Genomic DNA, 26,402 nt, shown 5'->3' on the forward strand with positions numbered 1-26,402 from the left:
CGTGTGGCCGCTATCCGTGCTGCACCAGCCAGTCGAGTAGCGGGCGGGTTTCGCGCCAATGTTTGCGCACTTGGTCGGCCAGTTCGGGAGTGTGGATGATGTCGGCGAAACCATAGTTGCGGGTCACCGTCAGGGACCGGTGCCGGAGCAGTTCGATCCGTGGATGGTCCACGCTCCACCCGCGGGGAGCAGTCTTGAGTCGGTCACCACCGATCTCCCAGCCCTTACGCTTCAGGACCTCGAGGATGTGTTCGAGTTCGGCACCGTGGAGTTCCTCATCGATGGACCGGCGAATCCGCGCGAGACGTTCGGTGTCGGCGTGATAGAAACCGGAAGCGACTTTGACGCCGGGCGCTGCGATCTCGACGTAGTAGCCCGTCGCCGGAGCGACCGCGACGAATGCACCCTGATGCGTCTTGTAAGGCGTCTTGTCTTTCGAAAAGCGGACGTCCCGGTTCGGGCGAAAGACTTTTGCCGCACCAAACATGTCGGCGAGATCATCGGTGAGCGCGACCATCGGGGCTGCCACGCTGTCGCGATAAGTGTCGCGGTGCGCATCCCAGAATACTTTGCTGTTGTCGGCTTCCAAGTCGTCGTAGAAGTCGAGGGCCGCTTCGGGAAAACCAGTAAACGCCATGCCGTCGACATTAGTCAGACGGTGCCGGTTCGGTATCGGCGGCAACCAACTCAGGGAGGACAAAAATTGTCGGACCCTCGGCGTAGCGTGCAAAGCATCAAGAATGGGAGGCCCAAACAAAATGGACCCTGATCTCGATCCGATGGCAGTCACTGTCAACCTGAGCAAGGAGCACCCGGCGCAGTACAAATTGCTGGCTGGCCTCGACGCCTCGGTGGCATCGGCGCTCGACGCCGCAGGCCTCGATCCGCTGCTGGTTGAGTTGGTGAAGATCCGAGTGTCGCAGCTCAACGGCTGTGCGTTCTGCCTGCGAATGCACACCCGCGACGCCATAGCGAAAGGGGAGAGCGCCGACCGTCTCGCCGTGATCGCGGCGTGGTGGGAGTCCCAGTACTTCTCCGACCAGGAGCAGGCGGCGATCGCACTTGCCGAGGAAGTGACCCAGCTGCCGGTGCCAGAGCCCCAGGTGTGGGACAACGGCTCCCTCACCTCCGAGCAGATCTCGGCGATCAGTTGGCTGGCCATCGTGATGAATGCGTGGAACCGCCTCGCAATTCGGAGTCACTACCCGGTCGGGCCGTGACCCCTCGTTGGCGCTGTGAGCTAGCCGCGGGTAGTTAGCCGGGGAATCGGAGCGAGTCGAGGAAAGCGAACTAGTCGTCGGAGTTGCTGGAGTGTCTTCGCATCGGTATCGACCAGCCCAACATTGGGGTGGTAGGTAAAGATCGGTCCTTTGGCAGCGAGTTCCAACGCGGTCCGGGCCGCCGAGCGCACAGCAGCGTTATCGCCCCGGATTCGGCCGAGGCGAGCGAGGGCCACCTGCCGACGGAAATCCATGTCGGGAAGTGGCGCGATCCCCAACGGGAAGGCGAGCGCAGCATCCGCTTCGACGATGTCCGACGGCTCGCCGCGATCGAGGAGCAGTTCGGCGAACTTGATAGGTGCGGTGCAACTGGTGCTCTTGAGATCGGGGAAGTCGGCGAGCATCGTTCGGTAGTAATCGATCGCGCGGGCCGGATCCTCGAGTGTCCACGAATCGGCGAGGTGCTCTAACGCGGAGGCCGACTCAGAGTTGTCCTCTTCGTCCAATACCCGCAGCCACAGCTCACGAGCAGTTTCGACGTCGCCCGCCCGCTTCAGCGTCACCCCTTGGACCCGCAGGTACTGCGGGCGCTTGTATTTGCGGGCGCGCTGAAGTCGGACGTCGAACTCCGCCTCAACCTCGGGCGTCCACTCGGTAGAGCGAAACCAATCTCTGGCCACGTCGCCCCAACCCGACTACTTAACTTCGGACCGCATGATGCGGGCGATACCGAACCCGAGCGGCAGGAGAATCCAGATGCCGAAGGCCACAAGGACGTGTGCCCAGTCCGCCCCCGTCATCGGGGCACCGCTGAGCAACGGGGCACCAGCGCGATCGGTGTTGATCCATTCGGAGAGATTCTCGTTAATCCACGGCACCAGCGACGACACGAGGGACACCGCAATCGGAAGCACAAAGTAGGCGACGATCGCCGCGGGGGTGTTGAGGAAGAGCGCGGCGAAACCGAAGCCGACCAGCATTCCCAAGGCGTGGATCAGGAACATCTGGCCGATCTGCCCAACCGAAAGATTCCACGACCCGGCACCGTCAACAAACAACCCGGCCAGAACGTTCACGATGGCCGCGACGATCAACGCGAACACCACGGCACCGGCAGCAGCAATGAGCGAAGTCGCGAGCTTCGCAATAACGATCCGCTCGCGGCGGGGCTCCATCGTGAACGTGGCGAGCGCGGTCCGCTGACTCCACTCGGAAGTCACCAGCAAAATCGCCATCACCGGCAAAATGATGCCGATCGGGATACTCATCGAGGTGAAGAGGTCGCCGAACGAGAGCGGGTCGCCGATATCGGACGATGACGTCGGAGCATCCCGGTAGTGGTTGATATTCGCCAGCACCGAGACGGCAGCGATCAGAATTGTAAGGACACCCATGGCGATCAGTAGGCCCATGCTGGCACGGGTGTCGAATAGCTTCCGCATTTCCACACGGACTAGGCGCGACATGGGGATCCCCGGTGCACGGTTGTCGACTGCAGCAAACGTGGTGCTCATCAGATAGCTCCCTGGTTGATGGGCTCACGCTGAGTTTGCGCAGTGAGCTGCAAGAACATGGCTTCGAGTCCGGTGTTGTCGCCGGCTCGCAATTCGATGAGGGGTACCTGGTTGTCGAGCGCGACCCGTCCCACCTGCTCTGGTTCGGCCTCCACGTGGAAGCCGCCATCCTCAGCATCTCGGAGAGTGAAGCCCGCCGCCGCCAACGCTTGACCAAGCTTGGCGTCGTCACCGGATCGCACCCGAGTGCCAACCCCGGCCAGAAGCTCGTCCTTCGGGCCATGCGCCACAATCCGGCCATTGCCGATGACGATGAGATCGTCGGCGATGATCTCCAACTCGTGCAGCAGATGGCTCGACAGCAACACGGTGCCGCCACGATTGGCGTAGTCGCGCAGCAGCATGCGCATCCAGTGGATGCCCGCCGGATCCAAGCCGTTGACCGGCTCGTCCAAGATCAGAATCTGCGGGTTGCCGAGCAGGGCGTTCGCAATCCCGAGGCGCTGTCGCATACCGAGCGAGTAGTTGCGGACGCGTCGACTGCTCTCGCTGGGCGTCAAACCCACCATCGTGAGAACCTCGTCGACGCGCGAAGCGGGCAGACCCATCGTCATCGCCGAGAGGCGGAGAGTTTCCTTGCCACTGCGGCCGGCATGCTGCGCGGAGGCGTCGAGAAGAACGCCGACCTGGGTCGCCGGGTTTGGGATGTCGCGATAGGGGACGCCACTGATCGTCGCCGAACCCGACGTCGGAGGGGTGAGGCCAGCGATAATGCGCATGGTGGTCGACTTGCCTGCGCCGTTCGGTCCCAAGAAGCCGGTGACACGACCGGGCTTGCAGACAAACGAAACATCATCGACGGCAACGAAGTCGCCGTATCTCTTGCTCAGGTGTTCGACGGTGATCATGGAGCCATTGTTACCGCTAGAACAGATCGGTGCATGTTGAGGCGTGAGGCGTGTCGTTCAAGGCGAGTAGGGTTGGCGTTTATGAAGATCGGCGATACCGCACCGGATTTCGAGTTGTACGACCAAACCGGCAACACCCAGCGACTGTCGGAACTGCTGGCCAACGGGCCCGTCGCACTGTTCTTCTATCCGGCCGCGTTTACCCCCGGCTGCACCAAAGAGGCGTGCCATTTCCGCGACCTCGCCACCGAGTTCGATCAGGCCGGTGTGCAGCGCGTCGGCATCAGCGCCGACGACGTCGGCAAGCAGAAAGACTGGACTGACAAGCACGGTCTCGACTACCCGTTGCTCTCCGATGTTGATGGCTCGGTCGCCAAGGCTTACGGAGTGCGCCGGGGATCCGTTCTCGTCAAGGTCGGTATGCCGACCAAGCGCGTCACGTTTGCGATCGGCACCGACGGCATCGTGGCCGATGTGATCGCGTCCGAAACAAACATGAATGTCCACGCCGACCGGGTGCTGTCGGCCCTGAAGTAGCCGCGCTGCGAGATGGTTTGGCCGACAATGGGGGCATGACTTCTGTGCCTGCGTTGTCCGCAGCCGTCGTCGACGGCGTCGGCGTGCTTACCCTTGACGATTCCGCACGTCGAAACCCGTTGTCGCTGAGCACAATGCGAGCGGCGACTCGTGAGTTGCTGGCATTCGGGGCTGACTCGGATGTGCGAGTCATCGTGATCAAGGCGCACGGGCCAGCGTTCTCTGCTGGACATGACCTTTCCGAAATCGTCGATCGGACCGTCGACGATGAACGGGAAATTTTCGCCGCCTGCACCGAGCTCATGGCGACCGTTCACGCGGTTCGGCAACCGGTCATCGCCCAGGTTCAGGGCATGGCATTGGCTGCGGGATGCCAGCTTGTGGCGACTTGTGATCTCGCGATTGCCGCCGACAATGCTCGATTCTCGACCCCGGGTGTTCGGATCGGACTGTTCTGCTCCACGCCGATGGTGGCGCTGAGCCGTGCGATCGGCCGCAAACGCGCCATGTCGATGCTGCTGACGGGCGACATGATCGACGCCGCGACCGCAGTCGATTGGGGTCTCATCAACAGTGCCGTGCCTGCAGAAGCACTCGACGACACCGTCGCGGAACTTGCGGGCCGGATCGGGCAGTTCAGCGGCGACACCCTCGCGGTAGGCAAGCGCGCCTTCTACGACCAGATCGATCGCACCGAACCCGACGCCTACGCCGCCATGACCGAAGTCATGGCTACCAACGCCGTCACATGCGATGCGCAAGAAGGCATCTCGGCATTCCTGGCGAAGCGCACGCCACGCTGGCAGTCGTAGGGGCTGTCAGTGCCGAGTTGTTCGGGACTTCTTGGTCGAAGCGGCAACGAGACGACCTATTTTCCACATTCCAGACGCTCGGTGTCATCACCGCGATCTGGCTCCTGACCGGTGCGGTCTGGTACCTCGGAACATCCAAAGTGATCCGCAACCGATGATCACATCAATGCGGTCGAACAGTTTGGCCGCGCTCACCGAGTTGCGGGAAATGATCATGCGGCCGTGATTGCGGCTCGTATTGGGGTGGCCGAGCCGTAGCTTATGCACTGGTCAGAAGCGGTCTATGTTCTTTCTATCGAACACTTGTGCTAGTCAAATCGTCAGAGTAACGTAGATCACATCAGCTACTCGGGTTTGTTCGAGTGGATGGTGTTCTTTGAAAACTTAAAAGCGCGTCGCGGCACACGGCGACACCAACTGCTTCCACGGCACTGCTGAGGAAGTAAGGGGGGGTGGTGCGACGGCAAAAGGTGGTTACCGCTCGTTACTCGAAAGGGGAGGCGTCATGAGCGTTTCTGAAGTGGTCAAAGAGTTCGCTGATCGGCTGTCGGATGAGCTCTCCGGGGTGGAGAGCGAGGCCGGTGCTGGGTCGCTCGCGGGTTTGCTGGCTGGGGCTTCGTCTACGGGGGCCGACGATCGCGAGGTGCTCGCTGTGCTGGTGGAAGGGGTGCGTTTGCTGAATGTCGCGAACACGCTCTTGGCTCAGACGGTGCAGAGTGCCGCGCGGATCGGGGTTCCAGCGCGTAAGCGGTTGAAGACCGGGGTGGATCTGTTGTTGGGGTTGGGTGTTCCGCCAGCGGTGGCTTACCGGTTGTCGCGGGTGGGGAAGGCGTTTGAGTCGGTGCCAGCGTTGGCGGGGCTGGCTTCGCAGGCTCGGGTTGGTGGGGTCGCTATTGAGCATGCCGATGCTGTTGGTGAGGGCTTGGCCTTTGTTGGCAAGCGGGTTGAGCTTGATTCGGAAGCCGAGCTCCAGGTGGCTCGGCGGTTGATGGTGCAGGAGCGTCCCTCCGATGTTCGGAATCGGGCTCGGGAGCTCGCGATCGAGTTGGAGCCCATTGTTGAGGAGGGCTTCGATGGGGTTCCGGTTGCGGAGAACGTTGAGCTCAACGAGATGAGTGTGGTGGTCGGGGCTGACGGTCGGACCAATGTCGCGATCGATGTGGATGCGGTACTGGGTGAGGAACTGTTGCAGGCCCTAGATCCGCTGTGTCGGCCGGTGTTGCAGCCCGATGGGAGTCGGGACCCGCGCAATGCTGGGCAGCGTCGGGCAGATGCGTTCGTTCAGATTGTGCGGACGTACTTGGCCCGGAATGACCGGCCGACCAACGGTGGGGTATTGCCGCACGTGAGTCTGTTGGTCCCCGTTGCGGTCGGATCTGGCTCGGGGAGTGCAGGTTCGGGTGCCGGCGGTGCGGGGCAGGTTGCTTCGCTTGAGTTTACCGGGCCGGTGTCGAGTCCGACCGTGGGTTTGGTTCTGTGTGATGCCGCGCTTCGTCGGATTGAGGTTGATGGTGACGGGTCGGCTCTCAATGTGGGGCGGGAGCATCGGGCGGTGACGGTCCAGATCCGTAAGGGCCTGGAGGCTCGGGATCGGGGTTGTGCGGCTCCGGGGTGTGGGCGTCCGGTCGGGTGGACCGATGCGCACCACATTGTTCCGTGGTCGGAGGGCGGGGAGACCAGTCTGGCGAGTTCGGTGCTGTTGTGCCGGATGCACCACACGAAGGTTCACCACGGAGGCTGGGAAGTCTTCATGGGGACCGATCATCATCCGTGGTTCATTATTCCGGCCGACCCGGCTCGCCCGGGCAGTAAGCGTCGAGTGGTGCGGTCGCACGCGCGACGCACCCTTACGGTGGCCGAGGATGCGGCAGCGTAAGGGGCGGTCGAACGGCGATGGGGGTGGAGTGATCCAGCCCGGGGTGGGGTTAGCTCGCTAGCTTCAGGCCAATAACGCCAGCGACGATCGCTATGATGCAGACGATCTTTGCGATGCTGGCAGCCTCGGCACCGGTCATCATGCTGTAGGCCACCGCGCCCGAGGCACCAATGCCGACCCACACCGCATACGCGGTGCCGGTCGGGAGCTCACGCATGGCGAAGGCGAGTCCGCCCATGCTGATGACGACAGTGATGGCAAAAATGATGCTCGGTCCGAGGCGTGAAAAGCCCTCAGATTTGCCGAGCGCCGTTGCCCAGACTGCCTCAAAAACGCCGGAAATGATGAGCACGAGCCAGTGCATGAGAATTCCTCAACCACCGTCTTGTCGCGGTCCGGGTACGGCGGGCTCGTCCGGGTACCTGAAATGCAGGCAACAGCGTTGACGGTACTAACTTGGTGGCGCGGCAGCCAGTTCATCAGGAGGATGGAGACCATGGCCACAACAGATGACTTCGGACCCGACGACCGGGGACCCGACGACTTCGATCGCTTCGCGCGCGAAGCCGGTGACGGACTACGCCGACTCCTTCGGCAGGCGCTCGAAAACCCGCGTGCTACCGCAGCCTGGGCAGACATTGCCGCCACCGCAGTGCGCCCACGCTCCGCGACCGAAAGCGGCCACAGCTCCCAAGTCCGTCCGGAACCGAAAACGGAAACCCAACCGGTGAGCAGCGGTGCTGGCAACGGAGTGTGGGCAGTAGTGGTCTCCGATGGTTCGCCCAGCTCGGGAGCGCGGGTGGAACGAATCTTCGCAAACGAACTCGACGCCCTGCGCGCGAATCAAACCAACACCAATCCTGGGCGACGCGTCCGATTCATCGAATTCGATACGGCCATCGACTAGCCCCGGTCGGGGCGCCACCGACGCCGGTAGCCGACGCTAAAAGTCGCCGTGGGAGTGCCGCAGGGTGCGGATGGCGTCGACCAGCTGACGAGACTGCTCGACCGGCATTCCCACATCGGCGAACACGCCGCCGTTCAGCACGATGGTGGCCTTCTCGACTAGGTCACGACCGTCAGTGGTGATAGAGACCAACGTGGTCCGACCATCCGTAGGGTGCGGGATCCGCTCCACCAAACCCGCATCGACAAGCCGAGCAATCGCATGCGTCGCCGACGAAACGTGAACTTGCAGACGATCGCTCGCCTTCGAAATGGGGAGCGAGCCCTGCCGAGTGAAGGCAAGGAGTCGCAACAATTCGTACCGGGCGAAGGTGAGGCCGAACGGCTTCAACTGCTGCTCGACGCGCGCCAGCATAATCTGATGCGCGCGCATCACTGAAGTGACCGCCTCCATGCCGTCGGCGATGTCGCCACCCCAACCGGCGTCCTCCCAGTTGCGACGGGCCAAGGCAATCGGGTCATGCAGACTGGACTCGCGATCAACCTCGGCCACGCCACTCCCTCCAACGACTATTGCTGGCGGCCCGTCTGTTGTCAGCTCAGCGCAGCGTCTCGATTATGGCACTGAAGTCCAAGTCGCTGTGCTCCGACGCGAATTCGTCATACAGCTTCGCGGCATGTGACCCCAAGGGGGCAGTCGCACCGGTCTTCGACACCGCGTCCATTGCCAGGTGCAAGTCCTTGTTCATCAGGGACGTTGCAAAACCCGGACGGAACTCGTTTGTTGACGGTGCCGACTCCACCGGACCGGGAACCGGGCAGTTGGCTTGCAGCGCCCAGCAGTTGCCGGTCGCCCCGGTGACGACGTCGTAGAGTGCCTGATCCGATAATCCGAGTTTCTCGGCGAGCGTGAATGCCTCACCGACGACGATCTGCTGCACCGCCAGGATCATGTTGTTGCACAGCTTGGCTGCCTGGCCGTTGCCCGAGCCACCGCATGCCACGACCTTTCCCGCCATGGGTGCCAAAATCGGCTGCGCCGCCGCCAGCGACGTCGCACTGCCGCCAACCATGAACGCCAGCGTTCCTGCCGTCGCACCCTTCACTCCGCCGGACACCGGCGCATCGAGCTGCATCAATCCGGCGGCCTCGGCCATGTCGTGCACGGCGCGTGCATCCTCGACGGAGATTGTCGACGAATCAATGAACAGCTGACCCGGTGTCGCATGTGGGATCACCGCTTCGTACACCGCGCGTACCGCAGCGCCGCTCGGCAACATCGTGATGACGGCGTCAGCGCCCGAGACGGCCTCTTCGGCCGATGTCGCCGCCTTAACTCCGGTCGCGACAGCCGCTGACAGCAGTTCGGGGACGAGGTCGAAACCAACTACCTCGTGTCCGCCGGTAACGAGATTCGCGGCCATCGGTCCACCCATGTGACCGAGTCCGAGGAAAGCGATTCTGCTCATCGTGTGCCCTTCTGGCTTGCGGCGGCGCGCTGTGCTTCAGCACGGCCAATCACCATCCGCATGATTTCGTTGGTTCCTTCAAGAATGCGGTTCACCCGCAAATCCCGGACGATCTTTTCAATACCTGTCTCATGCAGGTAGCCGTAGCCGCCATGCAACTGCAATGCCTGGTCAGCAACAGTGAAACAGCTCTCGGTGACGAATCGCTTCGCCATCGCGCACAATTCGACTTTGTCTGGGTCGTCCGCATCGAGCGCATCGGCCGCCCGCCACAGCATTAGTCGTGAGGCCTCGAGTGCGATCGCCATGTCGGCGAGCGTCGCTGCGATCGTCGGCTCTTGGATCAGCGGCTTACCAAACGCTTCGCGCTCTGCGGTGTACGCCAACGTCTTGTCGTATGCGGACTGTGCTCCACCCAATGAGCACGCGGCAATATTCAGCCGCCCGCCGTTGAGTCCGTTCATGGCAATGGAGAAGCCGGTGCCTTCAGCGTCCGGGCCGCCGAGTAAGGCGTCGGCGGGCACCCGGACGTCGTCGAAGATCACCTGTGCGGTCGGCTGGTTGTTCCAACCCATCTTCGCCTCGGGTGGTCCAAACGAGAGACCTGGCGCATCCTTTGGCACCACAAATGTGGAGATCCCGCGTGCGCCGGCATCGCCGGTGCGCGCCATCACCACGTAGACGTCGGAGACGCCACCGCCGGAGATGAACTGCTTGCTCCCGCGGAGGACAAAGCCGTCGCCGTCGCGCCGTGCAGATGTCGACAGCGCTGCGGCATCCGAACCGGCACCCGGTTCGGTGAGGCAGTAGCTGGCGATGAATTCCATCGACGCCATCTTCGGCACCCACCGCTCGCGTTGAGCGGGGGTGCCGTACGTGTCGACCATCCACGTGCACATGTTGTGGATCGACAGGAACGCTGCGGTGACCGGGTCGGCCTTCGCGAGTTCCTCAAAGATCCGCACCCCGTCGATCCGGCGTAGACCGGAACCGCCGACGTCCTCGCTCGTGTAGATGCCTGCCATTCCCAGAGAAGCGGCCTCCCGCATCTCGTCGACAGGGAAGTGCGATTGCGCATCCCATTCGAGGGAATACGGTGCCAACCGCTTGCGGGCGAAATCGCGCGCCGCTTCGACCACGATCCGGTCGTCATCAAGCAACTTCGGATAGGGCATGGGGATTCCTGCCGGTGCCTTTTCTCTCGTCGGTCGTCGGATCAGTGCATCTGCGGCATAGCGAAGTCGGCGCCTTCCTTGATGCCCGAAGGCCAGCGCGACGTGACCGTCTTGGTCTTCGTGTAGAACATAATCGACGCAGGTCCATGCTGGTTCAGGTCGCCGAAACCGGAACGCTTCCAGCCGCCGAACGTGTGGTAGGCCACGGGGACGGGGACCGGCACGTTGACGCCGACCATCCCGACCTCGACGCGGGAGGTGAAGTCGCGTGCCGTGTCGCCGTCGCGGGTGAAGATCGACACGCCGTTGCCATACTCGTGCTCGGTCGGGAGGGCGAGGGCTGCTTCGTAGTCGTGCGCGCGGACGATGCACACCACCGGGCCGAAGATCTCGTCCGTGTAGATCGACATGTCCTTGGTGACGTGGTCAAACAGGGTGGGGCCGACGTAGTAGCCGCCCGACAGGTCGGCGCCCTCAAACGTGGCGTCGGTGGAGCCCTTGCCGCGTCCGTCGATCACCAGATCGGCACCAGCGGCCTCGCCCTGATTGATGTAATCGATCACGCGGTCGCGGGCGGCCGCGGTGATCAGCGGGCCGTAGTCGGCCTTCGGGTCGTGGCTGTGGCCGACACGGAGTGCGGAGACTCGCTCAATCAGCTTGGCGCGCAGCGCATCAGCGGTCGCGTCGCCGATTGGGACGGCCACCGAGATCGCCATGCATCGCTCGCCAGCGGCACCGTATCCGGCACCGACGAGTGCATCAACAGCCTGGTCGAGGTCGGCGTCCGGGGCGATGATCATATGGTTCTTGGCGCCGCCGAAGCACTGACTGCGCTTGCCGTTGGCTGCAGCCGTCTCGTAGATGTACTGCGCGATGTCGGTCGACCCGACGAAGCCCACGGCCTTCACATCCGGGTGCACCAGCAGCGCGTCGACGGCGGTCTTGTCACCGTGCACCACCTGGAATACGCCATCGGGCAGTCCTGCCTCGCTGAAGATCTCGGCAAGACGGACCGGGACCGACGGGTCACGCTCAGATGGCTTGAGGATGAAGGCGTTGCCGCAAGCCAAGGCCGGGCCCGCCTTCCACAGGGGAATCATCGCCGGGAAGTTGAACGGCGTGATTCCGGCAACCACGCCTAGCGGCTGGCGCATCGAGTAGACGTCAATGCCGGTGCCAGCGTTCTCGGTGTACTCGCCCTTGAGGAGGTGCGGGATGCCGACGGCAAATTCCATGACGTCGAGGCCGCGAACCACGTCGCCGCGAGCATCTTCGAGAGTCTTACCGTGCTCGCTGGACAGCAGTTCGGCTAGCTCATCCATGTTCTCGTTGACGAGAGCAATGAACTTCATCAGGATGCGGGCGCGGCGCTGCGGATTGAACGCGGCCCACGTCTTCTGCGCTTCCTTTGCGATGGCGACGGCATTGTCGACCTCCGCTGTCGAGGCGAGGGGAACCGTCGCCTGAACCTGGCCGGTACTTGGGTCGTAGACGTCGGCGGTGGCGCCGGTTCCAGCGACGTGTGCGCCGTTCAAGTAGTGATCGATGGTTCGCAACGCAGTCATGCGAGTCCTTCCGTGGGCATCCGTTTTGGTGACGGCCACCACGATATACTTGGATGTCCAAGTAATTCAAGGGTTGCGCGGATATTAGCGATCAGTGCAGGTCATCGACCCTTCCATTGCGGTTCCCGATTCTGGGCCAACGCGGCAATTCCCTCGTGATGGTCCTCGGAGACCAATACGGTGTCGAACGCGGTCATGCTGTCGAGGACCGCGTCGACCACGTCGGATTGGGTCTGCGTGCGCTCCATCGATTCCAAGGACGAACTGATCGCGACGGGCGAGGCAGCCAAGATGTCGGCCGCTACTGCTCGCGCAACTTCGAGCACCGATCCGTGCGGTGCGACGCGGGACAGCAATCCGTGTGCCAGCGCCTCGGCGGCGTCAATGCGCCGACCGGTCAAGACCATGTCGCGCGCCAGCATCGGTGAAATCGCTCGCGGCAGTCGGACAAGTCCGCCCGCACCCGACACCAGGCCCATTGTGACTTCGGGCAACCCGAACATTGCTTCGCTATCGGCCACCGCGATGTGGCAAGCCAGGACAATCTCCAGACCCGAGCCGAGGGCATCGCCGTTGACAGCGGCAATCACTGGCTTAGGCATCTCCCGCCGTGACGTGAGTCCGGCAATCCCGTTGGCGGGCATCGAGAATCCGGCAGCGGACGCTCCCGCAGCCAGATCATTGCCTGCCGAAAAGTCGCGGTCGCCTGCGCCGGTCAGAATCGCCACTCGCAAGTCGGGATCGGCAAAATAGGCGTCGAAGACTGCGTTGAGTTCGGCATTGGTGGTGGCATCCAAGGCATTGCGCGATTCGGGACGCCTGATCGTGATCTCAAGCACTTGGCGATCACAATGCACCTCCAGATGTTCGTAGCGCTGGGCGAACCCGACCGGCGGCAGCGGATGGCGGGTATCGAGTTCTTCGCGCGACAGCGCAACAAAATTGCGCTCCGGTGTCGACCGCACATACACGGTAGTTCCGATGGGATCGGCGTCGCCGGACAGGAGTTCGAGCAAGTCGGTGTCATCCGAGTCAGCCACGGACATGAAGCGGGAACCGTCCGCGAGTCGCCCGACGATGGTGGCCGCCGGTCGGCCCGAGTCCGGGGACATCACCACGAACGACTCGATTGTTGCTTCACCGTTCGGGAAACGGGCCAGGGACACCGACCCTTCGCGGTCCAGTTCCGCCTGAATGCCAGCGGAGGTCGACGGCCGCCACCGCGTCGGGATGGTGGAGTACAAGCCGACCGAGTACTTACTGAGCATCCCGCCGTTCGCGCCCACCAGCCCGAAGCTGCCGGGTGCCCGCCGTGCGCGCTGCACGATCTCGGCGATCGCGTGCATCGAATAGTTGTTTCCGGGGCCGCCAAAGTAGGGGAGCCCGCCGGTCACCGTGAGCCCGCGCGGGTCGTCGGGCTTGAGCCCCAATTCGTCGGCCACGTGCGAGACTGCGATCGGGAAGCAACTGTAGAAGTCCAAGTGGTGGACGTCATCCAAGGAGACCCCGGCCATGCGCAGCGCCTCACGGACGGCGGCGACGGATGTGGGAACGCGTGAGATATCGGGTCGCCCCAGCAGCGGCTGAGCGCTGGTGTCGGCGTGTCCGTGTAGAAACACCCAGCGGTCCGGCGCGATACCTGCCGCCTGCGCAGAAGCGACCGACATCAGGATCACGGCCGCTGACTGGTTGACCTGATCGCGGGCTATCAGCCGACGAGTGTACGGGACGCTGACCCTCCGGTTGCCCTCTGAGGGTGTCGACAGGTCGTCGGCCGAGTGCACGTCCGTCGATGCCGAGAACGGATTCTCGGCAGCGACCCGTGTCATCGGGGCAAACCATTCGCCCATCGATCGGGCGTATTCGGTTCCCGACATCCCTAGCCGGTGGCGTCGGGCATTCTCGATAATCGAATATTGGGCAGTCGGCATCACGATCCCGTGTTTCACCTCCTCAATGGAGATGAGGCCGCCGATTCCGTACCCGCGGTCTTCGAGTTGGCCGCCGATCGTTTCGGCGAAGTTGGGTTTACTGTCAGTGCTGCGCTGTGCGTGCCTCACCGTCGACATCACTTCGGCCCCGAACAGCGCCACCGCGTGGGCTCGACCGGCAGCAATTTCGGCTCCAAACTCGTTCACCAGGTGCTGTGGGCTCTGCCCACCGGTCACTTCGACAACCGCGCGTCGCGGCTCCATACCGACCCGAGCGGCGACCGCGCGCGGCATGTTGTCCGGTCGACCAAATGGTGACTGGGACGCCGGGCTGGAGTTCTCAAATGACCGAACGGCAACTGCGGTATCGACGGACGCCGCCAGGGCGACCTGGTTGACGCCGGCGTCAGCAAGAGCTGCAGTGACTGCCCGCGCAGCTAAGTCGGCCTCGCCGAGCGCCGCATAATCGGGGTCGTCCAGGCGTTCGGCCGCCTGCCCAACGCCTACGATGACCGGGGTGGTCGGATTGAGACCCAGCTCCTCGAAAGTTGAAGTTGCGGAGTGGGAACTGCTGGACACGTCGTTGCCTTTCTCGACGTCGCGCGTGCGACGCCTGCACTGCAACGAATTATGCCCACGGTGACAATGACGGATGGTGAGGAGGTCCGGTGCGAGCGCTCAGCCCACCCGACGCCGCGATGTATTGGCGGTCACTGAATTCGCCTACCGACCAATTCCTGCTATACGCCTTTGCCCTCAGTGCGGACGGTGCTGACGGCAACCACAGGGACGGCAACCACCGGGACGGCAACCACAGGGAAGGGGCGATCCTGGGCGAGTTGCGTGAGCGCGCGGACCGAATCGCGGACCTGCACCTTCGGATCGACCCGGTGCCCGGGAATCTTGATTTCCCGCGCTGGACGCGGACCCCGATACGCGATGACCAGTTTCGTCTGCACCCGGGCGACACCTGGGAGGACTGCCTCCTGACGATCGCCGACATGATGGACAGGGGGCCAGCAGCGGGCGGGCGAACCCCCGACGAACTGTGGCGCGTGCACGTCTTTGGGGACCTGACCCAGTTGCCAACTGCAGCCGGCGGACACGGTCGGGTGGTCGTCCTGCAGATGTCGCATGCGCTCGGTGACGGTCGTACCGCATCTGCCATCGCGCGGTGCCTACTGTCAGCGGAAGGCCCGCCAGCGGGAAGCGCCTCATCGGGCCAGCGCAGCGGAGAAGAGTGGTCCCGGCGAGTGCCGATGTGGGGTTACGTCTCCGACGCGTGCGCTGCCGGTGTCGGTTTGATGACAACGCTCCCCAAGTTGGCCGCGGCCATGGCCTTGGGCATTGACGCCTGGAGGCGTGCGGGGCCGACCGAAGCCGCAGGAGAACACGACCTTCCGTCCACGACACCAGCGGCGATCGTTCCGACCCGGCTCAATGTCTCGGCTCCAGCGGTGGCCGCGCCCAAGATCACTCGTCTTCGTACCGTGACGGTTCCACGCGAGCGGGTCCGACTGTGTGGACCTTCGGTGACGACCGGCGTGCTCGCAGTCCTCGGCACGGTCCTGCCAGAGATAGGCGGATCTAGCGACGGTCGAGTTGTCGCTGAGGTGACCATTGCGCGCGAGCCGGTTGCGGGTCAACGCAACAACTTCTTTACCACCGGTATCGACCTGCGGAGCGATCTGCCGCTAGCCGACCGCGCCATGGTCATCGACCAACAACTCCGCGATGCTCGGGTTCGCGATGACGCCCCCGTCCGGCGTGCCGAACGACGAGCTGCCGCCCAGGCTCCCGCAGTCCTTGAGTCACTCGCGGTGGTGATGAATGCGGCGTCGGCTACCCCGGCGCGGGTGGCAGGTACGACCATCGTCTCGTCGGTCAATCGCGGAACCGACGACCTCGCCCTCGGAGGTGGACGCGTGTTGTTTACCGCTGGCTTTCCCGCACTATCGGCAGTCCACGGACTTAGTCACGGCGTCCACGGCATCGGTGACGTCGTGACGATCTCCATCGCCTCGCGCTCGATGGCCGAAGCGCAACTCGACCGCTACGTGGCGGCATTGGAAGCCGTCTTCAACGCCTAATCCTCGGGCGCCTAACGCCCGGGGTAGCGGCTGGCGGCGTCGTCGGTCGGGTCACCGGCGAGTTGCGGGCGCGTCTGGGTCACGGCCCCGCCGGCCCCGCCAGTACCGCCGGTGCCGCGGGTCAGGCGTTTGGGGAGGCGGTCGGCGAGTCCGCCAATCGGCGCAACCGACGCGTTCAGCAATTCGACCACTTCGTTGAGGTGATCGACTGTTTCCTGCATGGCGGCCAAGTTCGGCGGTAGGGAAGCGAGAGTTTCGGACAGTTCGGTGAACTTGTCGAGCGGTCCGCCGGGGGCGATCAGCTTTTCCAGCGCGCCGTCGGCGCCGAGAAGTTGGTCGAGGAGGCCTTCGTCGCTGGCCGCGCGGTCGAGGACGCCGCCCGGCTGAGACAGCTTCTCCAGCACTCCGTTCGGCGCCGTCAACTTGTCGACGATGCCGCCCTCGGACGTAATGCGCTCCAAGATGCCTTCGTTGTCGGTGAACTGGTCGACGACTCCGCCTTCGCGGGTTAGCCGGTCCAGTGGCCCGCCCTTCGATGCCACGCGCATCAAGATGCCGTTTTCGTCGGTCATCTGGTCGAGTAGCCCGCCGCGCTCGGTCAGTTTCTCAAGGAGCCCGTCGGGCGCGGTCAAACGGTCGATCACACCGCCCGGCTGAATTAGGCGATCGAGCGGCCCGCCGCTGGCGAGAATGCGACCGAAGGGTCGGTCGGGGCTTAGTAGGTCGGCAACCTGGGCCAGGATCGTCAGTGGTGCGCGGACGGTGGCGATCTCGCCGCCGCCGTTGATGCCGATCACAGAATTAACTTCGCTCTCCACGCTCTCGGCGGTGAGGCGGGCGACGTTGAGCACCGACTCGAGGGTCGACAGAGCGATGCCAGCAGTCGCGAAACCAATGCGTATCGGGATTCTTATCGCGGTACGAACATCGTTCGCGCTTTTATTCATGGTTGTAGATTGTAGCGGCAGACACATCCGGGCCCTACCGCTTAGTGCCGTCTACTGCTTGGCTGCGGCTTTCGCGGCCTTCTTGAAGTCGCGAACTCGCTGGAGCGAGTCGGGATCGGTGACATCGGCGACTGACCGGTAGCCCTTGCGTCCGTAGTCGCCGGTCACTTTGGTCCAGCCGCGTGGCTTCACATCCAACTGCTTGGCCAGCAGGGCGACGAAGATCTTGGCTTTCTGCTCGCCGAATCCGGGAAGTGCCCGGACGCGGCGGAAGAGTTCTTCTCCGGTTTTGGCGGTAGTCCAGATTGCGGCGGTGTCGCCGTCGTATTCGTCGACTACCACTCGTGCGAGCTGCTGGATCCGTTCGGCCATCGACCGGCCATAACGGTGGACGGCGGGCGGCGTCGCGCACAAATCGGCGAACGTCTCGGGATCGGCGGCGGCAATTGCCACCGGATCGAGGGTGCCGAATCGGTCTAGAATTTTTGCCGGGCCAGCAAAGGCGCGCTCCATTGGAAACTGCTGGTCAAGCAGCATGCCGGTCGTCAAGGCAAAGGCATTTGTCGACAGGAGGTCGTCGGCGGCGCGCTCCTGGGCAATTTGGAGTCTTCCCATACAAGGATCGTAGATGCTGGCACACTCCCACACATGCGCAGCGGAAACTCACGTGCAAACGTCAACAGTCACAGTGGCCGAACCTCTAAGAGGTATGCCGCCCGAGTCGGTGCCGTTGTCGCAGCGACCGCGTCGGTCGTTGCGGTTGGGGTAGTCAGCGCGCCGACCGCTTCGGCAATCCCGTGGGACGGCAAATTTGTCCGGACCATCTCGTGCAACAGTGCCAACCCGTGGCCAAGTGCGCCGATTAGGATCAAGGTCGACATCTATACCGGCGGAACCGCATCGGACGGACTGCCCGGCCCCTCAATTTCCTTGGCGGCCAACAACACCAACGGCGTGGGACCGTTTGTTGAAGTGACCACTCTGACAACCGTGAACTGGCGCAATGTCACCACTGGCCGCAAGGGGTCGGTCCGCGTCCCGACCCGAGCGCGGAACGCGGACTGGGAAGCAGTCCTGCACCCGGGGCGAGGCAAGGTCTCCTTCACCATCCATCAAAAGATCGGTGCCCTCGCGTTCAACCCGATGGTGAACCCGCAGTACTCGTCGTGCCGCAGTAGCGCCGTCGTCTAGGTTGCTGGTGTCGGCTCGACGCTAGAAGAGGTCCTCGAGGTAGGCGTCGACGGCCGAGCGTTCCTGCTTGCGGGCCGCCGCGTCATCACCGGTCAGGTAGGTCTTCATCGTGACCTTGTTGCTCGCGAACTGGGCCTGTGTCACGTATTCCAGCGAGGTCGGGACTACGACCGTCGGATCCATGAGTCGCTGACTCATCAACACCGGGCGACTGAAGCCCCGTGACGGGATAGCCAGCGACTTACGCAGCGCCGCAGCCAGTTTCGCGTTCGACGACAGCGGCCGCGACACCAGGTCCGCGAGCTGCGTGCCGCCTATCTCCTTGGCGAGGGCGGCGCTACACAGGGTGCGAGCCTGCTCGACGAGCGCGGTGCCGCGTGTTGAAAGGATCGACTTCACATCGTCTGGCTCCTGGGCGGCAAGCGTGTAGAGCACATCGGCGACGACGCCCGTCGGGACCGGCTGCGACGATGGGCTCAGATTCGTGACGAGGTCGTCGTAGCCGGCGGGAATGCTGGTGGCGGTGGCGCCGCGGAAGTCGAGTCTGCCCGACTGCCACGATGCGCCGTTTCGGGCCAATTCAACGGCGGCAGAAGCGCCCTGTCCTTCACCGACCACGGCCCATTTCGGCGACAGATCGGACTCGCCGACGTCGCTCCCCGCGCGCACCGCGTCGACGATGTTGTGGGCGGTGGCGCTCACATCGGAATACTGGGGCGCGCCGGGCATGCCGACCGCGGCATAGTCGGGCGAGATCACCGCGTAGCCCTGCTTCAACAGGCGTGTCACTGCGGCGTCGTCGGCACCGTTGCGGGTCTTTGACGGCGCGCACGACTGATTCCAGCCATTCGAGGCGTGGGCCCACACCAATACCGGCCAACCGGCGCTCGGCGTCTTACCCTTCGGCTCCAGCAGCGTTGCGGTCGACAGGTGAAGCCGTTCGTCCGAACCCGGCGACCAGTAGGTGTACTCCTGGCCGCGGGCAGCGCCGGCGATGAGACTTGTGGGAGCGATGACGCGGTTGGCGTACACCGATCCCGCGGTCTGACCACCTTGCTCCGGCACCGCCTCGGCCGGGTCAGCGAAAGCTCGAGCGCCAGTCACACTACCGACGGCCACTGCTGCGGCAGCCGTGGTCACGACCAGGGTCTTCCCGACGCGGGTGCGGGTGAACCGGCTCTTCGCGGTGGTCATTATGGGGGTCCTTTGCGGGCAAGATGGAGGTAGATCGTTGGATGTAGATCAGGGGAGACGAGCAGTGCTGGCGTGTCGTGTCGTTAACTTTCGACTGCACCGAGGGCGGGCAGGAAGAAGCAGGTCCGTCCCGCCTGGGTGGTGGTCCCGAAAACGGCCGACAGGATGGTGCCGTCACCGGTCTTGACCTTCGCTAGCCGAATGCCGTGGAAGTTCTCAGTGCTGGCGAGCAGTTCCTTCAGCGGTCCGGCTTCGGCAGACTCCGAGATCGGCTTCAAATCGGCCAAGCCGCCCTGGAGCGTGGAGGTGTTGAACCAGGCGACCTGGAAATTGTCCGACTCCGGCTTACTCGGCGGAACGATCGCGTAAGCGGTCTCGTCCGACTTGATCGCCGCCAACAGGTCGGGGTCGTTGTTCGGCAAGAGGTTGGCGAGCGCGCCCAGGATGCCCGGCTGGCTTGCCTTCAACGTCGGCCAGGGACCGGGGACGGCGAGTGCCGGTGCCGTTGCGAGGCCCAACGGATTGTCGGAGGTCGGATCGGCACACAGGGGTGAAATTGCCGGGGTTAACAGGTTGGCGCCCGTTACCTTCTGCAAGGTGGTCAGAATGTCGTCAGCCGCTGGCACCGCGCCGATGGTGGTGGAATCAGCGGCCGGCGACGGAGCGCCGGGAGCGACGGGTGCTTCCGGGGAAGCTGGCGCTGTAGCAGTCGGATCGGTGGGGGCAGTCGGATCTGTGGGTGCTGCTGGATCAGTCGGTGCTGCCGGGTCGGTGGGGGCGGTCGGGCTTCCGGAGCCCAGTCCGAGCTTGCCGAGGATGGATGAGTCCAGGCCGATGCTGTCGAGCAGGCCTGTACTGCCAAGGTACTTTGACGGGTCCAGCTGACCATCTGAGGAGAGGATCGCTGTCAACGCCTCCTTAGCCTTTTCCGTGCCGCCGGTGGCTTTCAGCGTGCTCACCAGGTCGGCCAGTTCCGCATCGCCGGGAATCTCGGGCAGCGTCGTCGCTCCGGACGGCGCCGGGGTGGCGTTGTCGGGCGCGGGGGCGCCGGGAGCAGCGGGGGGAACGGCCTCTGGTTCAGCATGCGCGACGGCGGGAAAGCTCAGGGCTGCGGTGGTGGCGACGGCGAGGCCAGCGATTCCTACCCGCATCGATCGGTTCATGCGCATGGTCACAGGGGTCCTCCCGAACGTAGATGCTTGAAAGCGAGCATCGGTCACCAGGCCATGTTGCGGCTGTGACTGATGTGACTAATGTTTCTCAAGTTAATAATGAGTAAGTCGGAGTGGCTTTCTCAAGTCTCGAGTCCGAGTCGTGACCTCCCCGCGACCGGCGGGAAACTTGCATCGGCAATGCAAAATCGCGCTAGCAGAAAAGCACCGCGCCCCAGACTTCGAGTCTGGGGCGCGGTGCTGAGAAAAAGGCGGCTATCTAGATGATCGCAGTGCCGATGGTCGGGGCGATCCCGCACGAGATAACGCGACCCTTGGTCTTGGTGGTCACCGTTCCGTAGATCGTCGAGACGATGCGGCCGCGGCCGGTGTTGGCAATCGCGGTGAAGGTGCCGGGGCCCTTGGTTGCATTGATCTTCGGGTTGGGGCGCAAGTTCTGCTGGCCGGTGCGACCGTTGTCGATGTTCAACCAGGAGACGGTCAATGCCGTGCGCATTGCCGGGCCGGTTCCCAAACTCGTGTAGACGTAGCCGGCCTGACCCTTCTTCGGGCCGGGTGCCGGAGCCTTCTGCGGGCCTGCGGTCACCAGGGCCATGCCAACCGAGTTGCCGCCACCGGGCATGCATCCGAATCCCAGGGTTGGGTACAGGAACTGCTGGATTCGCGGCTTGTTGGGGCCGGTCGGGATGTCGGGGGCATCGTCCTTCTTGGCGGCCGGGTTGGCTTCCAGTTCAAAGGTCTTGGCGGCTTCCCTGGCGCCAGGCTCGCCGAGGAAGTCGATCAGCGAGCGCCAAACCTCCTGTGCCTGCGCGGGCACGGCGGGGTTATTGGCGAGCGTCTTGACCTGCGCAAGAAGGTTCGTGTTGACGTTACCGTCAGAGTCGCGCGTGGCGGCCGAACCGATAATCGCCGGGGTCAGCGCACCGAGCGACTCCAGCACCTGCGGATCAACGTCGGGTGCGTTCTCAGCATCCGGGATCGGCAATTCCTGCTGGGTGTTTGGTGCGGCGTCGGCCGGCGCTGCCGATGCGGACGCAGGGACGATCAGGGCGGGGGCGATGACGGCAGCCGCCGCGATGGCGGCGGCGGTGCGGCGGGGGTGCGCAAATCGCACAGCTGTGATCCTATTCGGTCGTCGAGCAATGGGATTTTCAGAGAGATCCACGAAAAACCTAACTCGGCGATTCTAACCACAACTCGATGGTGCATATGTGGCTGCTGGGGAAATTGTTACGGAAGTGTTTCATGGGATTACGTTCGTCTGGTCCGGCAAATTCCGATACCCGTTCCCAACTGGCTATATTCGCCTCAGGAGGAACCAGTGCGCCGCGAGTGAAGACTTTTCGGCGACTCACAACCGAGGAGATACGCAGACCGATGGCAATTTTCGGTAACCGCAGCGGCGGCATTCGGCGACCCGGTCGCACGATGATCGTCGCCTCGCTGGCAATATCCCTGGTAGCGACGCTATCGGCATGCGGATCTGGCGAAGACAGCGCCAACGAGGTCACCCTCCTCACGCACGATTCATTCCAGTTGCCGCAAGAAATCGTCGACCAGTTCCAGACCGAGACCGGAATGAAACTCAAAATCGTGCACTCCGGTGACGCGGGAGCGCTGTCGGCCACGATCTCCCTGACACCCGGATCCCCCAAGGGCGACGCGGTTTTCGGTATTGACAACACCTTTGCGGCTCGCCCCATCGAGGCCAAAGCACTCCTGCCCTATGTGTCACCCGCCGCGGCCAATGGCGCCGCCGAGTTCAACGTCGAAGGGTCGGCCGGCGAACTGACTGCCGTCGACCGCGGCGACGTCTGCATCAACATCGACGACGCCTGGTTCGACACCCGAGATATTGAAGCGCCGACGCAGTTTGATCAACTCACCGAGCCCAAATACCGCGATCTGACAGTTTTGATGGATCCATCGACGTCGTCGCCGGGCATGGGGTTCCTGCTGGCGACGCTTGGCCGGTTCCGGAATCACGCGCCGGACTACTGGCGCGGCATGGTCAGTAACGGCGCAAAGATCGTTTCCGGCTGGGAAGTCGCCTACAACCAGGAATTCAGCGCGGGGGCCGGCCACGGGAAGCGACCGATCGTCGTGTCTTACGCATCAAGCCCGGCCGCGACACCCGGCACCAGTGCGCTCCTGGACTCGTGCTTCGCACAGGTGGAGTACATCGGCGTTCTACGCGGTGCCGCCAATACCGAGGGCGCGAAGAAGCTCGTCGACTTCATGCTGAGCTCGACAGTTCAGGCCGCACTGCCGACCTCCATGTACGTCTACCCGGTACAGAAGGGGACACCCCTGCCCGCTAGTTGGCGACAGCGAGCTCCCATCCCCGCGTGGACTGTCACCATGACCCCCGCCTACATCAGCGCCCACCGCGAAGAATGGCTGAACGAATGGCGTGCGGTCGTCAAGGGCTAGGCCGTTGACTGACACTGGCACTCCCCGGCGCGGTTCGCCGACCATGCGCGCGGTGGCCGCGGTACCTGCGCTATTTATTGCCCTCCTCTTCGGGTGGCCACTCGTCGAACTCGTCCGACGAGCGGCCGACGACGGGACCGGCCTCCGGGTCAGTGAACTCCTGGCCCGGACTGGCGGCTGGGATCTGCTGTGGATCACCCTTGCTCAGGCCGCGGTATCGGCAGTGCTGGCCGTCCTGGTCGCCGCCCCAATCGTCTGGCTCCTGGCCACCGTCCAACTCCCGGGATCGGCGCTGCTGCGCATCATCGTCACCGTTCCGTTTGTGCTGCCGACCGTGGTCGTCGGCGTGGCCTTCCGTGCCTTGCTGACCGGGCCGCTCAGCTTTCTCGGCATCGATGGGGGCTGGGCGGCGATCATCCTCGCGCACATCTTCCTCAACGTCGCGGTAGTAGTCCGCGTGGTGACGGCCGCCTGGCAGCAGGTAGACCCGCGAACTGTCGAAGCTTCGCGAACGCTAGGGGCGACCGCGTCGCGGGCCTTTGTCGACGTGGTGATGCCGCGAATTGTGCCGGCGATCGCGGCCTCAGCCGCCCTGGTGTTCCTGTTCTGTTCCACCAGCTACGGCGTCGTCGTGATCTTGGGTAACGGAACTGCGCGCACGCTGGAAACCGAGATCTACCAGCAGGCAGTCGGCTATTTCCGGATCCCGGAAGCCGTCACGCTCTCGATGCTGCAGATCGCTGTCGTTGCCTGCGCCCTTCTGCTCGCGAGAATTGTCGGGGGACGCAGCACCGTGAGCGGTCCGATGGCGGTTGGGCGCGCGCATCACCGCCGCCCGCGCGGCTTCGCGTGGGTCGCGGTTGTGACCATTCTGGTCTGGATTGCGGTGTGGCAATTGTTGCCACTGGCGGCGCTTCTGGTGCGATCAGTGCGGCCCGACGGTCGTCGTTGGACAGTGGACGGCTACCGCGCTCTCACCGATGCCACCTATGGCGATTCTGCATTCGTCGCGATGAAGTATTCGCTGACCAGTGGCCTGGCAGCGATGGTGATCTCGGTGATAGTCGGGAGCCTCATCGCGCTGTCGGTAACCCGCGGCGGTGGCTGGCCTGCGCAGATCGCCGCGTTGATCGCGGTGCTCCCGCTGGGGGTCAGCGCCGTGACACTCGGTTTCGGCTATCTGCTGGTTGTCTCGAAACTGCCCGCCGACCTGGCCCAGTCGCCACTGGTGATTCCGGCGGTCCAAGCACTCCTGGCGATCCCGGTTGTCGCAGGCATCATGATCCCGGCGTTAAACCAGGTACCGCCGCGCCTGCGCGATGCCGCCCGCACTCTCGGGGCCGGCCCACTGCGCGTCATAGTCTCGGTCGACTTCCGGCTCACTATCCGATCCCTGTGTGCGGCAGCCGGATTCGCATTTGTCATGGCTATCGGAGAATTTGGTGCCACCCGATTCTTGGCCAGCGCAGACACCACAACGCTGCCCGTGCTCATCGGATCTCTGATGGGACGCCCCGGCCAGGACAACCTGGCGACGGCAATGGCGGCGTCGGTCTTGCTGGTTGCGGCGAGTGCGACGATTATCGCGCTCATTGAACTGCTCGGCGGCGGTGCCACTCAGACACGGACGGCGTCCCCGCCGGCTGCCCCGAAACTCACTAGCGAAAAGGCCGAGGATTAATGCTGACCTTGAACGACGTGACCGTTCGCTACGGGCGCTTCGCTGCCGTCGATCGCGTCAATTGGTCGGTTGGTTCGGGTACCGAAGCGGTGACGGCGCTGCTGGGTCCGTCCGGGTGCGGCAAGTCGACGCTGCTACGTGCCGTGGCTGGACTCGAACCCGTCGCCGCTGGCGTGATCTCGTGGGACGGGACGGATCTGGCGAAAGTGCCGCCGCATCGCCGTGACTTTGGAGTGGTCTTCCAAGATGGGCAACTCTTTCCGGGGCGGACGGTGGCGCAGAATATCGGCTACGGCCTCGCTCGGCGCCGCATACGTGGCGCGGCAGCCTCGCGGCGGATCGAGGAAATGCTCGACCTCGTGCGCCTGCAGGGGTACGGGTCCCGCCCGGTAGCGGCGCTGTCGGGTGGACAGGCACAGCGCGTCGCGCTGGCTCGTGCCCTAGCCCCAGAACCACGACTGCTCCTCCTCGACGAACCGCTCGCTGCCGTCGACTCGCAACTGCGCGAATCACTGGCCGAAGCGATTGGCGAAATCGTCCGTGCCGCGGGTACGCCGACAGTGCTCGTGACCCACGACCACCGCGAGGCCGCCCTCATGGCCGACGCGGTGTCGGTGATGCGGGCGGGCACCATCGTGCAGACCGATGCGGCGTCGCGGCTGTGGCATCGACCGATCGACCACGACACGGCGTCTTTTCTCGGAGCGCGGGCGGTGGTTAGTGGAAGTGTGCGTCAACAAGTTTTGACGACGGCATTCGGAACCGCGTCGCTCGCCGACGATGTGAGTTTCGGCAGCGTCACCGACGGCCCGTGCGAGGTGGCCTTGCGGCCCGAGTCAGTCATCGCCAGCCCGGACCCGAACGGTGGCGCAGTGATTGAGCATGCGGCGGCGCTGGTCTCCTCGTGGCGGGTGCGCGTCACGACCGCTGACGGTTCCACCCTCGAGGGCATCAGTTCGCATCCGGTGAAAGCAGGCGATCGAGTGCAGATTCGCCTCGACGCTGGAGCGTTGGCGGTGATCGCCCGATGAAGATCGAACCGATGACGAGCGAAGCGAGCGAGAGCGAGGGGATGGCGAGCCAGCGTGGCACCGAACAGGTCAGCGATGTTCTGGTTGTTGCCGGAGCCATCATTGCCGGGTCGCGCATGCTGTTGGCGCAGCGCGACTATCCCGCCGACGTCGCCGGCCTGTGGGAACTCCCCGGCGGGAAGGTCGAACACGGGGAGACTCCCGCGCAGGCACTCGCACGTGAATTATGTGAGGAACTCGACGTTGAGATTTTTGCGGGCGCGCAACTCGCCGATGTGGTGCGACCAAAACCGGGTTTGACGCTGGTCGCCTTGCGGGCCGAAATCGTGTCGGGAACGCCTCGCGCGCTGGAACATCGGGCCATCGAGTGGGCCGATCCCGACCGTCTCAGCGAGCTATTGGATGCGGGCGCGATAGTGCCGAATGACCTCGGTTGGGTTCGAGAAATGGTTGCTGAACTGCAGTTCAGGCAGCGCGGGCCTTCTTGAGAGCCTTGTTGGCCTGCTTCTTCGACATGTGATTGCAGTCGAGCTTTCCCATCCGGTGGATGACCACGGGGCAACGCAGGCAGCGGGTCGACTTCTTGCAGCACTTCTTCTTCGGCTTCAGCTGCGCGACCTTCGCCGGACTCGTCTTACCCATGCCTGATATTAGCGCAGCCTAACCACATTCGCGCAAGAGCCCGTCGCGAAAAGGTTCCCGATTCCCGTACCCTTAACGGGTTGATCAGCTATCGGCATGATCAGTGTT

The 26,402-nt window shown here is 63.8% G+C and carries 27 protein-coding genes and 1 riboswitch; of the genes, 11 read left to right on the forward strand and 16 right to left on the reverse strand.

Going from position 1 to position 26,402, the window contains the following annotated elements:
* Positions 1-10: 10 nt before the first annotated feature.
* Positions 11-637 carry a DUF2461 domain-containing protein gene (locus AC1L34_RS00955; protein WP_424323870.1) on the reverse strand — a complete coding sequence of 209 codons (627 nt, stop codon included), beginning with the start codon at positions 635-637 and terminating at the stop codon, positions 11-13.
* Positions 638-758: 121 nt separating this feature from the next.
* Between AC1L34_RS00955 and AC1L34_RS00960 the strand changes: the two genes are divergently transcribed.
* On the forward strand, positions 759-1,220 hold the full coding sequence (locus AC1L34_RS00960; RefSeq protein ID WP_424322929.1) for a carboxymuconolactone decarboxylase family protein: 462 nt from the start codon (positions 759-761) through the stop codon (positions 1,218-1,220).
* 20 nt (positions 1,221-1,240) lie between these two features.
* Here AC1L34_RS00960 and AC1L34_RS00965 read toward each other — a convergent pair whose 3' ends face one another.
* Genes AC1L34_RS00965 through AC1L34_RS00975 form a run of 3 tightly spaced genes read right to left on the reverse strand, consistent with a single transcriptional unit; the run spans position 1,241 to position 3,642 of the window.
* Entirely contained in the window at positions 1,241-1,900 is a 660-nt protein-coding gene (locus AC1L34_RS00965; protein ID WP_424322930.1) for a tetratricopeptide repeat protein, read from the reverse strand.
* 15 nt (positions 1,901-1,915) lie between these two features.
* Positions 1,916-2,734, reverse strand: a complete 819-nt coding sequence (locus AC1L34_RS00970) for an ABC-2 transporter permease (RefSeq protein WP_424293195.1) — start codon at positions 2,732-2,734, stop codon at positions 1,916-1,918.
* Positions 2,734-3,642, reverse strand: a complete 909-nt coding sequence (locus AC1L34_RS00975; RefSeq protein WP_424293194.1) for an ABC transporter ATP-binding protein — start codon at positions 3,640-3,642, stop codon at positions 2,734-2,736. The genes AC1L34_RS00970 and AC1L34_RS00975 overlap by 1 nt, the downstream gene beginning before the upstream one ends.
* A gap of 81 nt (positions 3,643-3,723) precedes the next feature.
* Between AC1L34_RS00975 and AC1L34_RS00980 the strand changes: the two genes are divergently transcribed.
* The 3 genes from AC1L34_RS00980 to AC1L34_RS00990 all read left to right on the forward strand — a co-directional run bounded on the left by AC1L34_RS00980 (position 3,724) and on the right by AC1L34_RS00990 (position 6,867).
* On the forward strand, positions 3,724-4,179 hold the full coding sequence (locus AC1L34_RS00980; protein WP_424293193.1) for a peroxiredoxin: 456 nt from the start codon (positions 3,724-3,726) through the stop codon (positions 4,177-4,179).
* 35 nt (positions 4,180-4,214) lie between these two features.
* Positions 4,215-4,991 (forward strand): enoyl-CoA hydratase, encoded by a 777-nt coding sequence (locus AC1L34_RS00985; RefSeq protein WP_480035038.1) that lies wholly within the window; start codon positions 4,215-4,217, stop codon positions 4,989-4,991.
* 505 nt (positions 4,992-5,496) lie between these two features.
* Positions 5,497-6,867, forward strand: coding sequence for an HNH endonuclease signature motif containing protein (locus tag AC1L34_RS00990; protein WP_480035039.1), 1,371 nt, complete (start codon positions 5,497-5,499; stop codon positions 6,865-6,867).
* A 49-nt stretch (positions 6,868-6,916) separates the two neighbouring features.
* Here AC1L34_RS00990 and AC1L34_RS00995 read toward each other — a convergent pair whose 3' ends face one another.
* The gene (locus tag AC1L34_RS00995) at positions 6,917-7,231 is read right to left on the reverse strand and encodes a DMT family transporter (protein ID WP_424293920.1); all 315 of its coding nucleotides are present in this window, start codon (positions 7,229-7,231) and stop codon (positions 6,917-6,919) included.
* A gap of 10 nt (positions 7,232-7,241) precedes the next feature.
* Positions 7,242-7,307, reverse strand: a riboswitch (guanidine-III (ykkC-III) riboswitch).
* 56 nt (positions 7,308-7,363) lie between these two features.
* On the opposite strand from AC1L34_RS00995, the gene AC1L34_RS01000 reads away from it, so the two are divergent.
* Positions 7,364-7,774 (forward strand): hypothetical protein, encoded by a 411-nt coding sequence (locus tag AC1L34_RS01000; protein ID WP_424293921.1) that lies wholly within the window; start codon positions 7,364-7,366, stop codon positions 7,772-7,774.
* Between the two features lie 36 nt (positions 7,775-7,810).
* Here AC1L34_RS01000 and AC1L34_RS01005 read toward each other — a convergent pair whose 3' ends face one another.
* The 5 genes from AC1L34_RS01005 to AC1L34_RS01025 all read right to left on the reverse strand — a co-directional run bounded on the left by AC1L34_RS01005 (position 7,811) and on the right by AC1L34_RS01025 (position 14,492).
* Positions 7,811-8,326: a MarR family winged helix-turn-helix transcriptional regulator gene (locus AC1L34_RS01005; protein ID WP_424293922.1), complete on the reverse strand. Its 516-nt coding sequence runs from the start codon at positions 8,324-8,326 to the stop codon at positions 7,811-7,813.
* A gap of 46 nt (positions 8,327-8,372) precedes the next feature.
* The gene (mmsB, locus tag AC1L34_RS01010; RefSeq protein WP_424293923.1) at positions 8,373-9,242 is read right to left on the reverse strand and encodes a 3-hydroxyisobutyrate dehydrogenase; all 870 of its coding nucleotides are present in this window, start codon (positions 9,240-9,242) and stop codon (positions 8,373-8,375) included.
* Entirely contained in the window at positions 9,239-10,417 is a 1,179-nt protein-coding gene (locus tag AC1L34_RS01015) for an acyl-CoA dehydrogenase family protein (protein WP_424293924.1), read from the reverse strand. The genes mmsB and AC1L34_RS01015 overlap by 4 nt, the downstream gene beginning before the upstream one ends.
* Before the next feature lie 41 nt (positions 10,418-10,458).
* Positions 10,459-11,982 carry a CoA-acylating methylmalonate-semialdehyde dehydrogenase gene (locus AC1L34_RS01020; RefSeq protein WP_424322936.1) on the reverse strand — a complete coding sequence of 508 codons (1,524 nt, stop codon included), beginning with the start codon at positions 11,980-11,982 and terminating at the stop codon, positions 10,459-10,461.
* Between the two features lie 101 nt (positions 11,983-12,083).
* Positions 12,084-14,492, reverse strand: a complete 2,409-nt coding sequence (locus AC1L34_RS01025) for an acetyl-CoA acetyltransferase (RefSeq protein WP_424325168.1) — start codon at positions 14,490-14,492, stop codon at positions 12,084-12,086.
* Positions 14,493-14,581: 89 nt separating this feature from the next.
* Between AC1L34_RS01025 and AC1L34_RS01030 the strand changes: the two genes are divergently transcribed.
* Entirely contained in the window at positions 14,582-16,003 is a 1,422-nt protein-coding gene (locus AC1L34_RS01030) for a hypothetical protein (RefSeq protein ID WP_480035040.1), read from the forward strand.
* An 11-nt stretch (positions 16,004-16,014) separates the two neighbouring features.
* Here AC1L34_RS01030 and AC1L34_RS01035 read toward each other — a convergent pair whose 3' ends face one another.
* Together AC1L34_RS01035 and AC1L34_RS01040 are read right to left on the reverse strand one after the other, a co-directional pair.
* On the reverse strand, positions 16,015-16,950 hold the full coding sequence (locus AC1L34_RS01035) for a hypothetical protein (protein ID WP_424323943.1): 936 nt from the start codon (positions 16,948-16,950) through the stop codon (positions 16,015-16,017).
* Positions 16,951-17,001: 51 nt separating this feature from the next.
* The gene (locus AC1L34_RS01040; RefSeq protein WP_424294253.1) at positions 17,002-17,565 is read right to left on the reverse strand and encodes an HhH-GPD-type base excision DNA repair protein; all 564 of its coding nucleotides are present in this window, start codon (positions 17,563-17,565) and stop codon (positions 17,002-17,004) included.
* A gap of 33 nt (positions 17,566-17,598) precedes the next feature.
* Between AC1L34_RS01040 and AC1L34_RS01045 the strand changes: the two genes are divergently transcribed.
* Positions 17,599-18,141 (forward strand): hypothetical protein, encoded by a 543-nt coding sequence (locus tag AC1L34_RS01045; RefSeq protein ID WP_424294254.1) that lies wholly within the window; start codon positions 17,599-17,601, stop codon positions 18,139-18,141.
* Between the two features lie 21 nt (positions 18,142-18,162).
* Here the strand turns inward: AC1L34_RS01045 and AC1L34_RS01050 are convergent, their stop codons facing one another.
* From AC1L34_RS01050 to AC1L34_RS01060, 3 genes are all read right to left on the reverse strand, one after another.
* Positions 18,163-19,335: a lipase family protein gene (locus AC1L34_RS01050; RefSeq protein ID WP_480035041.1), complete on the reverse strand. Its 1,173-nt coding sequence runs from the start codon at positions 19,333-19,335 to the stop codon at positions 18,163-18,165.
* 83 nt (positions 19,336-19,418) lie between these two features.
* Positions 19,419-20,504 (reverse strand): hypothetical protein, encoded by a 1,086-nt coding sequence (locus AC1L34_RS01055; protein ID WP_424324210.1) that lies wholly within the window; start codon positions 20,502-20,504, stop codon positions 19,419-19,421.
* Between the two features lie 262 nt (positions 20,505-20,766).
* Positions 20,767-21,621, reverse strand: coding sequence for an Rv1157c family protein (locus AC1L34_RS01060; protein ID WP_424294057.1), 855 nt, complete (start codon positions 21,619-21,621; stop codon positions 20,767-20,769).
* Between the two features lie 263 nt (positions 21,622-21,884).
* On the opposite strand from AC1L34_RS01060, the gene AC1L34_RS01065 reads away from it, so the two are divergent.
* The 4 genes from AC1L34_RS01065 to AC1L34_RS01080 are packed head-to-tail and all read left to right on the forward strand — an operon-like array spanning position 21,885 to position 26,140.
* Positions 21,885-22,940, forward strand: coding sequence for a thiamine ABC transporter substrate-binding protein (locus tag AC1L34_RS01065; protein ID WP_424325656.1), 1,056 nt, complete (start codon positions 21,885-21,887; stop codon positions 22,938-22,940).
* Positions 22,941-22,983: 43 nt separating this feature from the next.
* Complete coding sequence (locus AC1L34_RS01070; protein WP_424324212.1) at positions 22,984-24,621, forward strand: ABC transporter permease; 1,638 nt, start codon at positions 22,984-22,986, stop codon at positions 24,619-24,621.
* Positions 24,621-25,652, forward strand: coding sequence for an ABC transporter ATP-binding protein (locus tag AC1L34_RS01075; protein WP_424324208.1), 1,032 nt, complete (start codon positions 24,621-24,623; stop codon positions 25,650-25,652). The genes AC1L34_RS01070 and AC1L34_RS01075 overlap by 1 nt, the downstream gene beginning before the upstream one ends.
* On the forward strand, positions 25,649-26,140 hold the full coding sequence (locus tag AC1L34_RS01080) for a (deoxy)nucleoside triphosphate pyrophosphohydrolase (protein WP_480035042.1): 492 nt from the start codon (positions 25,649-25,651) through the stop codon (positions 26,138-26,140). The genes AC1L34_RS01075 and AC1L34_RS01080 overlap by 4 nt, the downstream gene beginning before the upstream one ends.
* On the opposite strand, the gene AC1L34_RS01085 is transcribed toward AC1L34_RS01080, so the two are convergent.
* Entirely contained in the window at positions 26,118-26,294 is a 177-nt protein-coding gene (locus AC1L34_RS01085) for a hypothetical protein (protein ID WP_424294054.1), read from the reverse strand. The two genes, AC1L34_RS01080 and AC1L34_RS01085, sit on opposite strands and share 23 nt — an antisense overlap.
* Positions 26,295-26,402: the final 108 nt, after the last annotated feature.

This window comes from Gordonia sp. 34D (assembly GCF_056682775.1).

Coding starts and splice junctions, on each gene's coding strand:
- AC1L34_RS00955 (WP_424323870.1), bottom strand. CDS start 637: ATGGCGTTTACTGGTTTTCCCGAAGCGGCCCTCGACTTCTACGACGAC.
- AC1L34_RS00960 (WP_424322929.1), top strand. CDS start 759: ATGGACCCTGATCTCGATCCGATGGCAGTCACTGTCAACCTGAGCAAG.
- AC1L34_RS00970 (WP_424293195.1), bottom strand. CDS start 2,734: ATGAGCACCACGTTTGCTGCAGTCGACAACCGTGCACCGGGGATCCCC.
- AC1L34_RS00975 (WP_424293194.1), bottom strand. CDS start 3,642: ATGATCACCGTCGAACACCTGAGCAAGAGATACGGCGACTTCGTTGCC.
- AC1L34_RS00980 (WP_424293193.1), top strand. CDS start 3,724: ATGAAGATCGGCGATACCGCACCGGATTTCGAGTTGTACGACCAAACC.
- AC1L34_RS00985 (WP_480035038.1), top strand. CDS start 4,215: ATGACTTCTGTGCCTGCGTTGTCCGCAGCCGTCGTCGACGGCGTCGGC.
- AC1L34_RS00990 (WP_480035039.1), top strand. CDS start 5,497: ATGAGCGTTTCTGAAGTGGTCAAAGAGTTCGCTGATCGGCTGTCGGAT.
- AC1L34_RS00995 (WP_424293920.1), bottom strand. CDS start 7,231: ATGCACTGGCTCGTGCTCATCATTTCCGGCGTTTTTGAGGCAGTCTGG.
- AC1L34_RS01000 (WP_424293921.1), top strand. CDS start 7,364: ATGGCCACAACAGATGACTTCGGACCCGACGACCGGGGACCCGACGAC.
- mmsB (WP_424293923.1), bottom strand. CDS start 9,242: ATGAGCAGAATCGCTTTCCTCGGACTCGGTCACATGGGTGGACCGATG.
- AC1L34_RS01015 (WP_424293924.1), bottom strand. CDS start 10,417: ATGCCCTATCCGAAGTTGCTTGATGACGACCGGATCGTGGTCGAAGCG.
- AC1L34_RS01020 (WP_424322936.1), bottom strand. CDS start 11,982: ATGACTGCGTTGCGAACCATCGATCACTACTTGAACGGCGCACACGTC.
- AC1L34_RS01035 (WP_424323943.1), bottom strand. CDS start 16,950: ATGAATAAAAGCGCGAACGATGTTCGTACCGCGATAAGAATCCCGATA.
- AC1L34_RS01040 (WP_424294253.1), bottom strand. CDS start 17,565: ATGGGAAGACTCCAAATTGCCCAGGAGCGCGCCGCCGACGACCTCCTG.
- AC1L34_RS01045 (WP_424294254.1), top strand. CDS start 17,599: ATGCGCAGCGGAAACTCACGTGCAAACGTCAACAGTCACAGTGGCCGA.
- AC1L34_RS01050 (WP_480035041.1), bottom strand. CDS start 19,335: ATGACCACCGCGAAGAGCCGGTTCACCCGCACCCGCGTCGGGAAGACC.
- AC1L34_RS01055 (WP_424324210.1), bottom strand. CDS start 20,504: ATGCGCATGAACCGATCGATGCGGGTAGGAATCGCTGGCCTCGCCGTC.
- AC1L34_RS01065 (WP_424325656.1), top strand. CDS start 21,885: ATGGCAATTTTCGGTAACCGCAGCGGCGGCATTCGGCGACCCGGTCGC.
- AC1L34_RS01070 (WP_424324212.1), top strand. CDS start 22,984: ATGCGCGCGGTGGCCGCGGTACCTGCGCTATTTATTGCCCTCCTCTTC.
- AC1L34_RS01075 (WP_424324208.1), top strand. CDS start 24,621: ATGCTGACCTTGAACGACGTGACCGTTCGCTACGGGCGCTTCGCTGCC.
- AC1L34_RS01080 (WP_480035042.1), top strand. CDS start 25,649: ATGAAGATCGAACCGATGACGAGCGAAGCGAGCGAGAGCGAGGGGATG.
- AC1L34_RS01085 (WP_424294054.1), bottom strand. CDS start 26,294: ATGGGTAAGACGAGTCCGGCGAAGGTCGCGCAGCTGAAGCCGAAGAAG.